This is a genomic window from Actinomadura gamaensis (assembly GCF_042652125.1).
GTDB lineage: Bacteria > Actinomycetota > Actinomycetes > Streptosporangiales > Streptosporangiaceae > Spirillospora > Spirillospora gamaensis.
Genome location: NZ_JBHSIT010000002.1, coordinates 552,907 through 567,778, shown reverse-complemented (window position 1 = coordinate 567,778; position 14,872 = coordinate 552,907). Strand labels below are relative to the sequence as shown.

Genomic DNA, 14,872 nt, shown 5'->3' with positions numbered 1-14,872 from the left:
ATAGTGGCATATCACTCCTTACATGTCGATGGTCGTCTTCCTCCCGGCCCGTCGCCGGAGGACTACTATTCGCCGGGTGAACTGGCAGGCAGCGGGGACCGGACCGGGCGGGCACGGCGGCGGCGCCCAAGCGGGCGGGCAGGCGGGTGGTCAGCCGGGCGAGCGGGCCGACCTCTTCACCGCCGTGGAGGGCAACGTCCGGGAACTGGTCGCCTCACCCTGGTGGGCGTCGGCGCCGCCGCAACAGCGCGCCGAGCAGATCGTCGCGCGGATGCTGTGGGGCGCGGGCGAGTGGTGGCTGTACGGGGCGTGGGGCCGCTGGTACCGGTGCGGCCTGGACGGCACCTGGCATCCCTGCCCGCCGCCGTCCGACCCGGCCTCGCGCAACGCCGCGATGCCCGCGCCGCGCGGCGCGGGCAACCCGCCCGTCCCGCCGCAGCTGTTCCCGACCGGCCCGGACCTGGCCGCCGGGCGCATGGTGTCGGCGGGCTTCCTCGGGCCCGTCCCCGACACCGCCGTCGTCGCGCGGATCTCGCAGGCGCTGACCACGGCGCTCGCGGTCGACCCGGCGCAGTTCCAGCAGCACGACCCGATGTTCCAGCCCGGCACCCCCTCGACGGTCGCGGCGGCGTGGGGCGCGCTGCTGTGGTGCGCGGGCGCGCCGGTCGCGCTGACCGAGCATCCGCTGATCGAGTCGTTCGTCCCGTTCCTGACCACGCCCGCCGACCGGCTGCACTGGATGATGCCGCCGGACTTCTCCACCCTCGCGGGCTACTACGCCTCCCGGCTGGTGATGGGGGACGGCGCGGGCGCCGCGCACGTCGCCCGCGTGATGTACGAGGTCGCGGCGGGCCTGGCGGGCGACGAGCGGTTCCGCCCCGGCGCCGACGCCCTCGCCGCGGTGACGGCCGCGTCGCTGCGCCTGGTCCCGCAGGACCTGGCGACCGCCCGGTACGGGCAGCAGGCGGTGCTGGCGGAGTGGCGGCGGCGCTGCCCGGCCGAGCACGCGATCCCGATGATGCGCGACGCCGCGCCCGGCGAGCACCTGCGCCTCACCCTGTACGACCTGCAGCAGATCGTCGCCGACCTGGCGGGCGAGGAGCTCCCCGGCGCGGGCGGCCTGCTCGGCGGGCCGGGAGCCACGCAGGGCGCGGGCCCGCCCGGCATGACCGCCGGAACGTCCGCGGCGGGCCGCCGCCACGACGCGGTCCGCCGCGCGGGCGTCGCCGTCCTGGCCGCCGACCTGCAGGCCGCGCCGAACGTCCTGCCCGCGCTGCACCGCTGGCTCGACCCCGACAGCGCCCGCACGCTCCAGGCGGTGCTGGCCGATCCGGGGCATCCGCTGCGGGCGTTGTGGCCGCGCGAGGGCCGCCTGCCCGACGTCCTGCGCGGCGACTCGGGCACGCTCGCCTCGCTGCTGGTCACCACCTACAGCCTCGGCCTGACCTGGTGCCGGCTGGCGCAGGTCACCCCGCCCGCGACGGGTTTCGCGCTGCCGCAGGCCGTCGCGGCGGAGCTGATGTCCCCGGCGATGCACACCCCGCCGTCCACCGACGAGCTGAGCGCCTGGGACATCATCAAGGCCGCCCGCGCGCACCTGGCCGCGCAACGCGAGCCGTCCCAGTCGCCGTCCGGCACCCCCGATCCTCCGGCGGGCCCGGTCGCGGGCGGCCCACCTCCGCCCATCCCGCCCGGCTCCGCCCCGCCGGGCACGCCCGGCGCGAACCCGGACCCCGGCGCTCCTCCGGCCATGCCGTCCGCATCCCCGGCGCCGGGCGCGCCCGGCGCCGGTCCCAACGCGGGCCCTGCCGCCATGCCGTCCGGGCCTCCGGCGCCGGGCGCGTCCGGCGCGGGGCCGAACGTTGCCCCTCCTCCGGCCGGGTCTTCGTCGGCGGGCGCGGCGTCGCCTGCGGCGGGGGCGTCGGGTTCGGGGGCGGACGCCGGTTTTCCGCCGCCGCCCGTTCCGGGGCCTCGGGGACCCGGAGGCGGCGGGCCCGTGAGCCATCCGGGCGGGGTGCCCGGCGCTGCCGCGTCCGGCTCGGTCGGTGCTGCTTCCGGTCCGGGTTCCGCGCCCGTGCCGCCGCCGGGTCAAGGCGGTGGGCCCGGCGGTGGGCCGGGTTCGGGTTCCGGGCCGGGACACGGACCCGGCGCTGGTCAGAACGCGGGTTCCGGTGCCGGCGGGCCCGGCGTTCCGCCGTTCGCTCCCGCGCCGTCCGCCGGCGGGCCGGAGGGCGGAGGCGCGTCGGGCGGAGTTTCCGGCGGGGCGCCTCCCACGGTGCTGAATCCGGAAGCCGGCGGTGTGCCCGGTGCCGGCGGCGGGTGGGCTTCGCCCAGTGGAGGGCCGTCGCCTGCCGCGCCGGGTTCGGGCGGTGGTTCCGCGTCCGGGCAGGGCGAGGGCGCGGGCGGGTTCGGTGCGGGGCCCTCGGATCCGCACGGCGGCACAGGCGGTTCGGGTCAGGGTTTTCAGCAGGGTGTGACGACGGCGGATCCGTCCTACCGGATGCCGCCCGCCGGTCCCCCGGCTCCTCCGCCGGGCCCGCCGCCCGCTGGCGGGGGCCCGGCTTGGCTGGATCGTTCGGCTGATCCCGAGGCGACGCAGCTCGATCCGGGATCCCGTCGCTCGCCGGGCGCGGAGGGGAGTTCCGGCAGCGGACGTCCGTCCGACGCGACGACCGCCGACGCGACCACGGCGGACGCGTCGAGGCCCGGCGCGGCGTCCTCACCGGGCGATGCGTCGTCTCCCCCGTCGTCCGCAGGCGGTTCATGGGCTTCGGACGCGCCGCGGGCGGGTCAGCCCGCGGGCGGCGCGTGGACGCCGGAGCCGTCCGCCCCACGCGCCGGGTGGGCGCCCGATGCCGCGTCGCCCGCGCCGTCCGCGGGACCGGCGTGGGCTTCGGACGCGACGACCGCGGACGCTCCGGCGCAGCCGGTGCTGCCGCCGCCTCCGCCGCCGGTGTCGGAGCCGATCCCGCCGGTGCCGCAGGCTCCCGCTCCGCCCCACGGGCCGCAGATCGCCGAGGCTTACGGGATCCGGTTCCTGTGCGGGGCGGACGACATCGAGCGCGTGGTGACCGAGGTGCGGCGGCGCGGCAAGTGGGCCAAGCGGCTGCGCGGGCAGGAGGTGTCGAGCGCGTCCGCGCCGGGGCTGCTGCTGATCGGCGAGCCGTCGAGCGGGCAGCGGCGGCTGGCGCGGATGGCGGCGCGGGCGCTGGCGGAGGTCGAGGCCGGAAGCGGCGAGGTCCGGACGGTCCGTGCGGAGGAGGTCGCGGCGAACGGTCCCGAGGGGCTGGCGGAGCTGCTGGCCGGCCACGCCGGTCACGTCCTGCTCCTGGACGGTCTGGACGTGCTCGTCCTGGACGAGCCGCGCGGTGCGGGTTTCTCGGCGGCGCTGGCGCGCGCCCGGCTCGAGGGTGTGAGCGACACGGCGCTGGTCGGGACGTGCGCGCCCGCGCGCGTGGGTGAGCTGTCGGCGGCGGCGCCGGAGCTGGTGACCGACCTTCGTGCCGTCCGGCTGCCGGACCTGTCGCAGCCGCGCGAGAGGGAGGCGCTGCTGCGGCTGCTCGCCGAGGAGCGGCGGCTGCGGGTCGGCGACGACGCGTGGCCGGTGGTGCGCCGCGACCTGGCGTCGATGCGGGGCCGCGGCCGGGTGAGCGGCGCGCGGCTGGTCGAGGCGTACCTGGACCGCGCGGCGACGCGCCATCTGGGCCGGGCGGCGGCGACGCAGGCGATCAGCGACTCCGGTGCGCTGACGCTCACGGCGGCCGATTTCGAGGGAGTGGCCGACGCCCTGACCAACCCCTGACACCGCGCCCGCGCCGAGCGCCCGCCGCGACCACCGTGACAATCCGGCCGCCCCGCTCGCCCGTCCCGCTCGCCCGTCCCGCTCGCCTGCCCCGCGCCCGCCCCGCCCGTCTTGTCCCGCCCCGCGCTCGCTGCCCGGCGCCCGAAGCGGTCGGCCGCTGGAGCCGTCGTGCCAGGTGCCGCCTAGTAAGCGGATGGGGCGACGGGCGAACCGTCGTGCTCGCCTCCGCTGCAGACCCAGGAGCCGTCAGGGACCATCGAGACGATCCAGGTCGGCTGCTTCGCCGCAGTCGTGGTCGGGGCGTGAGGGTGGCCGGGGCGGGACATGGGGGTTACCGGGCGGCATAGTGTCGGTGCCGGGGGTCACGATGGGCTGATGGGAGACGAGCGAGGAGTTCGCGAGGGGCTTCCCCGCCGCGCCGCCGCCGGCGACGCGGACCGCGCGTCCGATCTCGATCGGGTCGACCGCCTGCTGCTGCTGGTGACCGAGCTGCGGAGGGCGTCGCCCGGGGCGCTGGAGGCGGGTGAGCTGGCGGGACGGCTGGGGGTGAGCGCCCGGACCGTCCGGCGGGACATGGAGTTGCTGGAGCACGGCGGGCTGCCGGTGCGGCATGAGCGCGGACGCGGGTACGCGCTGGAGCCGGAGCCGCCGCGCGAGCCGTTGAGCGAGGCGGCGTCGCTGGTGGGGCCGGTGCGGGACACGCTCGCCGAGGCGGTCCGGACGCGGCGCGTGGTGCGGCTGGTCTACACCGACCAGCAGGGCGCGCGGACGGTGCGAGACGTGGAGGCGCACGGGCTGGTGACCGCCCCGTACGCCGAGTACCTGGTCGGCTGGTGCCGGACGCGGGAGGGGCCGCGGCTGTTCCGGGTGGAGCGGATCGGCGCGGCGTACCTGTCGGCGCGGGGTGTGGGGGTGCGGGATCTGGACGCGCTGCTCGCGGCGTTGCGGGTGCCGGTTCCGCGTCCGCCCGCCGAGCCGGCGCCGCGGGGACCGGTGGCGCGGGACGCGGCGGGCGCGGCGCGGGCCCGGGCGTGGACGCTGGACCGGGTGGAGTTCACCCGGTCGCGCCTGCGGGAGGCGGTCGCCGCCGCCCGTCCGCCCGGCGGCCGTCCGGCGGCGGGTGGGGCGGCGGCGTTGCGGGGGGTGCTGGGGCATCTGGCGGAGTGGACGCGCTGGCAGGTCGCGGCGGTGCGGTCGGCGGTGACCGGGGAGCCGCCGGTGGAGGCGGGGAGCCCGCCGGAGTATCCGGAGGGGTTCGCGCGGGTCGCGTCGTTCGACGCGTGGGAGTCGATGGTGCAGGACGCGATGGCGGTGCGGTCGCTGGGCGACCTCGCGCGGGACCTGTCGCAGGTGCTGGACGATCTGGCCCGCTGGATCGCCGACGCCGACGACGCGGTGTGGCGGCGGGAGGCGCCGGAGCCGCGCCGGTTCGGCGCGCCGGGTCCGGTGCGTCCGCTGGCGGATCTGGTGGCGGGGTGGGGCGGGCCGCTCGCGCACGTCGAGTGGCATCTGGACCGGTTGACCGAGGAGCCTCCGCCGGCTCCGGGCGGTGAGGGGGACGAGGAGGAGCTGTGGGTCGTGGACCGCTGTCCGCTTCGTCCCTGACCTGCCCGGAGGCCGGGTTCAGGGCCGGGTGGCCGGTTCGAGGGAGCGGGTGAACCAGACGGTCTTGCCGGGGGGCCGCGCGTAGGCGCCGTAGTCGGTGGCGAGGGCGTCGACGAGGAGGAGTCCGCGGCCGTCCTCGGACCAGTCCAGGACGGGCGGCGGGGCGGGCCGCCCGGCTCTCACCGACGCGGGCAGGCCGGGGTGGTCGTCGGTGATCTCGCCGAGCAGGACGGGGGTGGCGGGGGCGCCGTCGAGGGTGAGGCGCAGGCGGACGGTTCCGCGGCCGTGGACGACGGCGTTGGTGATGAGTTCGTCGACGATGAGGATGACGTCGTCGAGGGCGCAGGGGTCGGCGGCGAGGTGTCCGCGGCGCGTCCAGTCGCGCAGGGTGCGGGTGGTGAGGGTGCGGGCGTGGGCGGCGGCGCGCGGGTCGGCGGCGAGGACCCACTCCTCGGCCGGGACGGCCGCCGATGCGGTGACCGGTGCCGCGGTCGGTGCCGCGGTCGGTGCGGTGACCGGCCGGGCGGCTGGTGCGGGGGCCGGAGTTGTGGCCGGTGTTGTTGTGGCCGGTGCGGTGAGCCGCGCGGGTCCGGGGGCGGTCAGCGGCGGGGCGGAAGGGACGGCGGACGGTGTGAGGGGCGCTGGCGTGGCCGTGGCGGCCGTGGCGGCGGCGGGGGTGGGGGAGGGTGCGGTGAGCGGGCCGTCGGGCGGGTCGCCGTCGGGTCCGCCGGTCGGTTCCCCGTCGGCGTCCGGGTCTTCGGCGTGGTGCCGGTCTTCGGTGCGGTCGTGGTCGATTCCGAGCCCTTTGGTGCCCACTTCCCCGACTCCTTCGTGCTGGTGACGCTGTGGTTGCGGCGCGGTCGGCGGTGTCGTTCGACCTGTTCCCCGGGCGGGCCGGGGTGATGGCGGCCGGTGGCCGGTTTGTGGCCGCGGCGGAAGGTCGCCGTGGCCGCGCCGGTCGTGGCCGGTGTCGCGTCCGGCCGTGCGGGGCGGGCGGCGGACGCGTCGTGGAGCGTGCCTCTGTGTGGTTGACGCGGCGCGTGCGGGCCGGGTGCACGCCCGCACGGAACCGTCACTTCGGGGTGAGGTGACCGGGGACACGCGGCCGGGTGGGCGGAGGCACGGCCCGGCAGCCGTTAGAGTGGGTGCGGTCGGTGTGGATTGTGTCCCCCGGGCTCAAAATAACGCCTTCGCGGAATACCGTCCGGCTGGAGCCGCGTTGTGCCTTTCGCCGTGAGGCGACCGCCACACCGACCTTGACGTGAAGAGCCGCCGGGCTCGGACGGAACCGTTTCCGTCCGAGCCCGGCGGCTTTTTCGTGCGCCCCGTCCGGGACGGGCCGGGTGGCGTCGGCCGTCCCCTCCGGGCGGGTACCTGGCGGTGCGCGGTGCTTTGCGGTGCGCGGTGCTTTCCGGTGCGCTGCGGGGTGCGGGTGTGAGGTGGCAGGGGGCGTGCGGGGCTGCGGGCGCTCCCCCGGGTGCGGGTCAGGAGAAGGCGGTGAGGATCGCCGAGACCAGCGCGGTGACCACGCCGACCGCGGCGATCACCACGGCGGCGATGAGGCGGACGCGGCGGCGGGGCGCGTCGCCGAGTGCGGTCAGGCGTCGGGCCAGCCGGGGGTCGTTCTCGGCCAGCCGGGTCTCGATCTCGGCGAGGATCCGCTGCTCCTCCGTCGACAGCGCCATGCTTCATACCTCCGGGGGGTGGTTCGGCTGCAGTGTTTGTCCCCCGCCGGGCGACGCTTTACCCGCGGTTCACGGTCACCGTTGCGGCACGGGCGGGCGGGCTTTCGCGGTGGAGCCGGTCCAGGGCGGTGACGGTGTAGGTGTAGTCGTGTCCGGGGCGGGCGGAGGTGTCGGTGAGGGTGAGGCGTCCGCCGGCGGGGGTGCCGGGGTCGCGGGCGGTGCCGATGAGCGCGGCGGGGTCGACGGCGGCGCAGCCTCCGCCGCGTCCGTCGCGGCGGTAGACGGCGTAGGCGGTGGCGCGGCCGGACGCGTCGCCGGCGCCGGGGCCGTTGCCGGGTCCGGTGCCGGGGCCGGACGGGGGCGTCCAGGAGATCTGCACGCCGTGTCCGTCGGTGGTGGCGCGGACGTCGCGGACGGGCGCGGGCGTGGCGGTCTTCCCGCCGGCGGGGGTGGCGGCCGGGGGGATCGCGGGGCGGGTGTAGTGGTCGGTGCGGACGCGGGCGGCGAACCCGCGGCGGTTGGCGGCCAGGTCGGTGGCGGAGAAGAAGATGTCGCCGCGGACGTCGGGGTAGCGGCGGTTGAGGGTGAGGTGGCGGGACAGTTCGTCGGGGCGGCGCCAGGCGGCGTCCTCCCCGACGCGGTATCCGGCCTGGCCGATGGTGAGCTGGACGCCGGTGCCGGCGACCTGGCGGCTCCACCAGGCGACCAGGGTGCGGTAGTCGGCGGCGTGGTCGCCGATGGGCCAGTACAGCTGCGGGGTGATGTAGTCGATCCAGCGTTTGCGGATCCAGCCGCGGGTGTCGGCGTAGATGTCGTCGTAGGACTGCAGGGCGCTGGTGGCGGAGCCGTCGGGGTCGGTGGTCTTGTTGCGCCACACCCCGAACGGGCTGATCCCGAACCTGACCCAGGGTTTGGCCTGGTGGATCTGAGTGGAGAGGGTCTGGATGAGGGTGTCGACGTTGCGGCGCCGCCAGTCGGCCTTCTTCATGCCGTGGCCGTAGGCGCGGTAGGTGGCGGCGTCGGGGAAGTCGCCGGACTCGGGGTAGGGGTAGAAGTAGTCGTCGAAGTGGACGGCGTCGATGTCGTACTTGTGGACGACGTCCATGACGGCCTTGGTGGCAAGGTCGCGGACCTGCGGCAGCCCGGGGTCGTACCAGAGCTGGTCGCCGTAGGTGCGGACCCAGTCGGGGTGGCGCCGGGCGGGGCTGTTCGCGGCGAGCTTGGACCGGTCGGTGTCCTGCGCGACGCGGTAGGGGTTGAACCAGGCGTGGAACTCCAGGTTCCGCGCGTGGGCCTCCTTCACCATGAACGCGAGGACGTCGTAGCCGGGGTCCTTGCCGGGGGTGCCGGTGAGGACGGCCGACCACGGCTCGTACGGGGAGCGGTAGAACGCGTCGGCGTCGGGCCGGATCTGCACGACGACGGCGTTGAGGTTCATCGCACGGGCGGTGTCGAGGAGCTTCACGAACCGGGCGCGCTGTTCGGCGGCGGGCCGGGACGGGTCGGTCGGCCAGTCGGTGCCGCCGACGGTCGCGATCCACATGCCGCGCAGCTGCCGGGAGCGGGAGTCGCCGGGCGCGGCGATCGCGGCGCACTCGGCGGGCAGGGACCGCGCGGCGGCGTCGTCCTTGCGGGTGCCGCCGAACGCGGAGATGCAGCCGGTGGCGGTGGACAGGGCGAGGACGGCGCCGGTGACGGCCGCCGCCGTCCGGCGCGTCCGCGCCGCTCCCCCGCCCGCTCCGCCTCCCGCTCCCTTGCCCGATCGCCACGGGACGCCGGGGCGGGGGCGCAGCGCGGGGTGCGCGTGCGCGGGGTGCGCGCCGGTGCCGTCGTGGGGGGCGGGAGTCGCCGGACGGTTTGCCTGGGGGTTCCGCGATCGCGATGCCATAGCCGAGCCATTGTTACGCACTCGTTGCCGTGGTATCGCCGGAACGACGGCGCCCGCGTGTTGCGCGCCGGGCTCCGGGGCGCCGCGTTCCAGTGTCCTCGCCGTGGGCGTCTCGTGCGGCGGTTCAGGTGTTTTCGCAGGTGAGCGCCAGAGCCCGCCCCGGGCCGCCCGCCGCCGGACGGCCCCTGGACGGCGCCAAACATTCCGGGGCGGACGGCGGCCAGCGTTTCGCGGGGTTCGGGGTCAGGCGTTCTCGGCGGTGAGTTCGACGGGTTCGGCGATCACGTCGACCATCGCGCCGTTGCGGAGCACGGTGATCGGGAGGGGCCGTCCGATGGCGTCGGCGAACATCAGCTTCTGCAGCGACTGCGCCTGGGACACCGGCGCTCCGGCGGCGGCGAGCACGAGATCGCCGCGGCGGAGCCCGGCGCGGTCGGCGGGGCTGCCGGGGACGACCTCGGCGACGCGCAGCGCGTCCCGCTGCCCGGTCCGGTCGCGCAGGTGCGCCGGGACGGGGACGGGCGCGGCGACGACGCCGAGGTAGGCGCGGCGGACGCGGCCGTCGGCCATGAGCGCGGCGATGATGCGGCGGGTGGTGGCGTTGACGGGGACGGCGAGCCCGACGCCGATCCCGGCGACGGCGGTGTTGACGCCGACGACGCGTCCGCGCCAGTCGGCGAGCGCGCCGCCGGAGTTGCCGGGGTTGAGCGCGGCGTCGGTCTGGATGACGTCCTCGACGATCCGCACGGCGCTGCCGCTGCGGGTCGGCAGGGACCGGCCGAGCGCGGACACGACCCCGGCGGTGACCGATCCGGCGAGGCCGAGGGGGTTGCCGACGGCGACGACGAGCTGCCCGACGACGAGGGCGTCGCTGTCGCCGAGCTCGGCGGGGGCGGGCGCGGGCCCGTCGGCGCGGACGACGGCCAGGTCCGACAGGGGGTCGGCGCCGACGACGGTGAACGCGGCGGTGGTGCCGTCGGCGAACGCGGCCTGCCCGCCGGTGGCGCGGCCGACGACGTGCGCGTTGGTCAGCAGGAACCCGTCGCCGGTGAACGCCACGGCCGATCCCGCGCCTTCGCGGCCGTGGTGCCGGACGCGCAGTCCGGCGACGCTGGGCGTCAGCTCGCGGGCGACGTGGGACACGACGCGAGAGTAGGCGTCCAGCGCGCCACCGCCCTCGCCCGCGCCCTCGCGGTCGCCTTCGCGGCCGGAGTCAGGTTCTGGGCGGTCGGGGTCGTCGGGGCGGGGGTCGTTGAGGGGTGGGTTGGGGGACATCGCACCTCCCGGATGATTACATGCTTACACGCGAACATCCGAGAGTGAAGGGCTCTTCCCGTGCGGACGGCGCCGCAGGTCAGCGCAGGGTGGACAGCCCGCCGTCGACGTGCAGGACCTGGCCGGTGATGTAGGACGCGCGGTCCGACAGCAGGAAGGCGGCGGTCGCGGCGACCTCGTGGGCGGTGCCCTGGCGTCCGAGGGGGATGAGGCGGGCGGTGCGGTCGCGGTCGGTGTCGGCGGCGGAGGCGGCGCGTCCCATGACGGTGTCGATCAGTCCGGGCGCGAGGAGGTTGGCGCGGACGCCGCGCGGGGCGGCCTCGGCGGCGATGTGCCGCAGCAGTCCGGTGAGGCCGGCCTTGGACGCGTCGTAGGACGGGGACCGGGATCCGGGTTTGGTGCCGGCGAGCGATCCGATCAGCACGATCGCCGCGCCCGGTCCGAGCAGCGGCAGCGCGGCCCGCGCGGACAGGAACGGCGCGCGCAGGTTCACCGCGAGGACGCGGTCCCAGTCGGCGGGGTCGGTGCCGGCGAGGCCGTGGCCGATGCCGATTCCGGCGTTGTGGACCAGGCCGTCCAGGCCGCCGAGCGCGGCGGCGGCGGCCTCGACGGTGCTCGCGGCGGCGCCGGGGTCGGCGGCGTCGGCGGCGGGCAGGGCGTGCGCGGTGCCGCCGTCCTCGGTGATCATGTCGGCGGTGCGGCGGGCGGCGCCGGCGTCCAGGTCGGCGCAGGCGACGGCGGCGCCCTCCCGCGCGGCGGCGAGGGCGATGGCGCGTCCGTTGCCGATGGGGGCGTCGGGGTCGTCGCTGGGGCTGGTCCCGGCTCCGACGACCAGGACGCGCCGTCCGGCGAGCAGCGCGCCGGGCGGGAACGGGGACGCCGGATCATGGGGGGTGAGGGTCGGCATGGCCCGCACCCTAACCACCCCGCCCGCGCCCGCGACAGCCCCCGACCGACCGCCGGCCAGCGGTCGGCGCGGTGCTCGAAGTCCCGGCGCTACGGCCTGGCCGACGAGGCGGGGTGGGCCATCGCGGCTGGGTCGGCGATGCGGTCGAAGTCGCGGTCAGGCCGTCGCTCCGTCGCCGTGGACGGGGCCGTAGACCGGTTCCCACATGGCCTGGCGGACGGCTCGCCCGGGGTCGGACGGTCTGCCGGTGGCGACGCCGTCGCCGACCGCCGCTTCGACCACCGCCGTCGCGGTAATCGCCGACGATTCGCGCAGGTCCTCCACCGGCGGCAGCAGGGAGGCGCCCGGTGCGCCGACGTCGACCTGGTCGGCCACCGCCCGGGCGGCCGCGGACAGCATCCGGTCGGTCACCTTCGACGCGCCGGAGACGATCGTGCCCAGGCCCAGCCCGGGATACAGCAGTGCGTTGTTGGCCTGCGCGATCTGGTGGGTCACCCCGTCGTGCTCGACGGGTGGGACGGGGATGCCGGTGGCGACCAGGGCCTTGCCTTCGGACCAGGCGATGATGTCGGCCGGCATGGCCTCGATGCGCGAGGCCGGGTTGGACAGCGGGAGGATGACCGGGCGTTCGGTGCCCTCGGCCATGGCCTCGACGACCTCGCGGGTGAACGCGCCGTGGACGGCGGAGGTGCCCACCAGGATCGTCGGTTTGACCCGCTTCACGGTCTCCAGCAGGGAGATCGCGCCGTCGTCCCTGGTCCAGTCGGCGACCTCCGACGGATCGCGCGCGTAGGGCTGCTGGAAGTCGCGCAGGTCAGGGGTGTCGCGGGTGAGCAGGCCCGGCTTGTCGATCAGCCAGACCCGGGCCGTGGCCTGCCGCCGGTCGCCACCGCCGCCGCCGTCACCGCCGCCGTCACGGGCCATGGCGTCGCGCAGTTGGTCGGCGATGCCGACTCCGGCGGTGCCCGCGCCGAAGACCACCACCTTCTGCTCACGCAGCGGCACATCGCTGATCTTGATGGCCGACAGGACCGCGGCCAGAGTGATCGCACCGGTGCCCTGCATGTCGTCGTTGAAGATGCGGTAGCCGCCGTAGGTCTCCAGGATCCGCCGGGCGTTGCCGGGGCCGAAGTCCTCGAAATGCAGCAGCGCGCGCGGGAACATCGCCGAGGCCGTCCGCAGGTAGGTCTCGATGAACGCGTCGTAGGCGGCGCCCCGCACTCTGGGATGCCGGTTACCCAGGTACAGCGGGTCCTTCAGCAAGGCCTCGCGGTCGGTTCCCACGTCCAGGGACACCGGCAGGGTGCGGGCCGGGTCGATACCGGCCGCCGCCGAGTAGACCGCCAGCTTGCCGACCGCGATCTGGATGCCGCCCACGCCCCAGTCGCCGATGCCGAGGATCTGCTCCGCGTCGCTGCACACGATCAAATCCACGTCCTCGGGCCCGAGTCGAACCGTGGCGAAGGCCTTCTCGACGTCCTCGGGCCGGTCGATGGACAGAAAGACGCCGCGCGGGCTGCGGTACTCGTGGGAGTACTTCTCGATCGCCTCGCCGACCGTGGGGTCGTACACCACCGGCAGCAATTCCACGAGGTGATCGGTGAGCACCTTGTAGTACAGGGTCTCGTTGCGGTCGTGGAGCTGCTCCAGGTACACGTTCTTGGCCAGGTCGCCGCCTTGGGCCTGCAACTGCTGGTAGGCGCGCTGCGCCTGCTGCTCCAGCGTCAGCACCGCGGACGGCAGGCGCCCGGTCAGCCCCAGCTCGTCCCGCTCCGCCTGCGTGAAACCCACTCCCCGGTTCCTGAGTGGATCGGTCAGGACGCCTGGAGTGGCCGGCGTCCGCGCGGTATGCCTGGCCATCGTCTCTCCCCCCGCCGCTGCACCGCGTCCACGTCCCCATGACCGCCGACCTGCCGACACATTCGAATCCGACGATGGCACGGATCGCGTCATTGGAGCTCCCCCCGAAAGCCATATTCGGGTCAACCGAGTAGGCAACCGTTGAACGTCTCGAACGCAACGGGATTCCGCTGGAGCATTAGGGTCGTCCGCATGGAGACCGGGGTCGAGGCGGACGTGGTGGAGCGGGCGGCGGGGGTCGGCGGCGAGCTGGTGCTGCGCCGCGCCGGGGAGCATTACGAGATCATCAGCAACGGGATGTTCCTGATGGACACCCGCAACGGGGAGTCCGAGCGGCTGCTGGTGTCCTCGGCCGTCGCCGCCGTCGACGGTGAGGATGTGAGCGTGCTGGTCGGCGGGCTGGGCGTGGGGTTCAGCCTGGCCGAGGCGGTGCGGCTGCCGCGGGTCGGGGCGGTGACGGTGGTCGAGCGGGAACCGGCGGTGGTCGGCTGGCACTCCGGGCCGGACGCGCCGCTGCGGCCGTTCTCGCGGGGCGCGCTGGACGATCCGCGCGTCCGGGTCGTCACGGCCGATCTGGTCGATCACCTGACCGCCGGGGACGCCCGGTATGACCTGTTGTGCCTGGACGTCGACAACGGCCCGGACTGGACGGTCACGCCCGGCAACGCCCGCCTCTACGGTCCGGACGGCCTGGACCTGATCGCCGCGCGGCTGACCGGCCGGGGCGTGCTGGCGGTGTGGAGCGCGGGCGCGGCTCCGGCGTTCGAGCGGCTGCTGCGCGACCGGTTCGGGCGGGTGGAGGTGCTGCCGGTGCCCGTCCCGCGCGGCGAGCCCGACGTCGTCTACCTGGCCCGTCCCGCCTAGCCCGCCGCGCCTAGCCCGCCCCGCCGCCGGCGGATGCGTCCCGGCGTGGGGCAGGGGGTGCGGGAGGGGGTGTCGTGGCCGGTCGGGGTGGGGCGACAAAGCGGGGCGGGGAGATTCTGTAGGGCGGGTGATCCCGCCGTGTCGGGCCGTTCGCTAGTTTCGTCCCAACACGCACGTTTTGTGGAGGTTGCTGTGTCCACCGCTCACGCCGCCCCGGCGTCCCGGCGTCCCGCCGCCGTCCTGTCCGACCTGCTGCCGGGCGCGCTCGCCCGCGACGCCGCGCTGGTGGCGGGGTCGGCCGCGCTGGTCGGGGTCGCCGCGCAGATCTCGATCCCGCTGCCCGGCACCCCCGTGCCGGTCTCGGGCCAGACGTTCGCCGTCCTGCTGGCGGGCGCGGCGCTCGGCCGCACCCGCGCGGCGCTCGGCATGCTGTTGTACCTGGCGGCGGGGGTCGCGGGGGTGCCGTGGTTCGCCGAGCACTCGTCCGGAATGTCCATGCCGTCGCTGGGGTACGTGCTGGGGTTCGTGCTCGCCGCGGCGGTCGTCGGCCGGCTGGCCGAGCGCGGCGGTGACCGCACCCCGCTGCGGACGGTCGCGACGATGACGTTCGGGACCGTCCTGATCTACCTGGTGGGCGTGCCGTACCTGATGGCGTCGCTGCACGTCGGTCTCGACAAGGCGCTGCACCTGGGTGTCACGCCGTTCCTGGCGGGGGACGTGTTGAAGGTGCTGCTGGCGGCCGGGCTCCTTCCGGTCGCATGGCGGCTGGCGGGCCGCCGCCGCTGACCACCGGTCCCCGACGGTCCCGGCCGGCCCGTATGGTCCCGGCCGGTCGCGGGCCGACCGGGACCGGCCGCGGACGAGGGCGGTCCCCCACCGGCGGGCCGGCCGCGCCCCCACGGCACCCGCCGTGGTTCGCGCCGTGGTTCGCGCCGTGGTTCGCGCCGTGGTTCGCGCCACAGCGCGGTGCTGTGGCGGATGCCTCA

The 14,872-nt window shown here is 76.1% G+C and carries 10 protein-coding genes; 4 read left to right on the top strand and 6 right to left on the bottom strand.

Features of this window, described 5'->3' with window-relative positions:
• The first annotated feature begins 76 nt into the window (after positions 1-76).
• Positions 77-3,802 carry a hypothetical protein gene (locus ACFPCY_RS08400; RefSeq protein ID WP_378253073.1) on the top strand — a complete coding sequence of 1,242 codons (3,726 nt, stop codon included), beginning with the start codon at positions 77-79 and terminating at the stop codon, positions 3,800-3,802.
• Positions 3,803-4,177: 375 nt separating this feature from the next.
• A complete protein-coding gene (locus ACFPCY_RS08395) occupies positions 4,178-5,407 on the top strand; it encodes a helix-turn-helix transcriptional regulator (RefSeq protein WP_378253072.1) in 1,230 nt (409 codons plus the stop codon).
• An 18-nt stretch (positions 5,408-5,425) separates the two neighbouring features.
• On the opposite strand, the gene ACFPCY_RS08390 is transcribed toward ACFPCY_RS08395, so the two are convergent.
• The 6 genes from ACFPCY_RS08390 to ACFPCY_RS08365 form a co-directional block, all read right to left on the bottom strand.
• On the bottom strand, positions 5,426-6,223 hold the full coding sequence (locus ACFPCY_RS08390) for an ATP-binding protein (protein WP_378253071.1): 798 nt from the start codon (positions 6,221-6,223) through the stop codon (positions 5,426-5,428).
• A 668-nt stretch (positions 6,224-6,891) separates the two neighbouring features.
• Positions 6,892-7,092, bottom strand: a complete 201-nt coding sequence (locus tag ACFPCY_RS08385; RefSeq protein ID WP_378253070.1) for a DUF3040 domain-containing protein — start codon at positions 7,090-7,092, stop codon at positions 6,892-6,894.
• Positions 7,093-7,150: 58 nt separating this feature from the next.
• Positions 7,151-8,980 carry a glycoside hydrolase family 10-like protein gene (locus ACFPCY_RS08380; protein ID WP_378253069.1) on the bottom strand — a complete coding sequence of 610 codons (1,830 nt, stop codon included), beginning with the start codon at positions 8,978-8,980 and terminating at the stop codon, positions 7,151-7,153.
• A 243-nt stretch (positions 8,981-9,223) separates the two neighbouring features.
• Positions 9,224-10,255: a S1C family serine protease gene (locus ACFPCY_RS08375; RefSeq protein WP_378253068.1), complete on the bottom strand. Its 1,032-nt coding sequence runs from the start codon at positions 10,253-10,255 to the stop codon at positions 9,224-9,226.
• 79 nt (positions 10,256-10,334) lie between these two features.
• Positions 10,335-11,162 carry an SDR family NAD(P)-dependent oxidoreductase gene (locus ACFPCY_RS08370; RefSeq protein ID WP_378253067.1) on the bottom strand — a complete coding sequence of 276 codons (828 nt, stop codon included), beginning with the start codon at positions 11,160-11,162 and terminating at the stop codon, positions 10,335-10,337.
• A gap of 156 nt (positions 11,163-11,318) precedes the next feature.
• Entirely contained in the window at positions 11,319-13,022 is a 1,704-nt protein-coding gene (locus ACFPCY_RS08365; protein ID WP_378253066.1) for an NAD-dependent malic enzyme, read from the bottom strand.
• A gap of 192 nt (positions 13,023-13,214) precedes the next feature.
• Here ACFPCY_RS08365 and ACFPCY_RS08360 point away from each other — a divergent pair, with 192 nt between their 5' ends.
• Both ACFPCY_RS08360 and ACFPCY_RS08355 read left to right on the top strand, forming a co-directional pair.
• Entirely contained in the window at positions 13,215-13,886 is a 672-nt protein-coding gene (locus ACFPCY_RS08360; RefSeq protein WP_378253065.1) for a spermidine synthase family protein, read from the top strand.
• Positions 13,887-14,078: 192 nt separating this feature from the next.
• A complete protein-coding gene (locus tag ACFPCY_RS08355) occupies positions 14,079-14,672 on the top strand; it encodes a biotin transporter BioY (RefSeq protein WP_378253064.1) in 594 nt (197 codons plus the stop codon).
• The last annotated feature ends 200 nt before the right edge of the window (positions 14,673-14,872 follow it).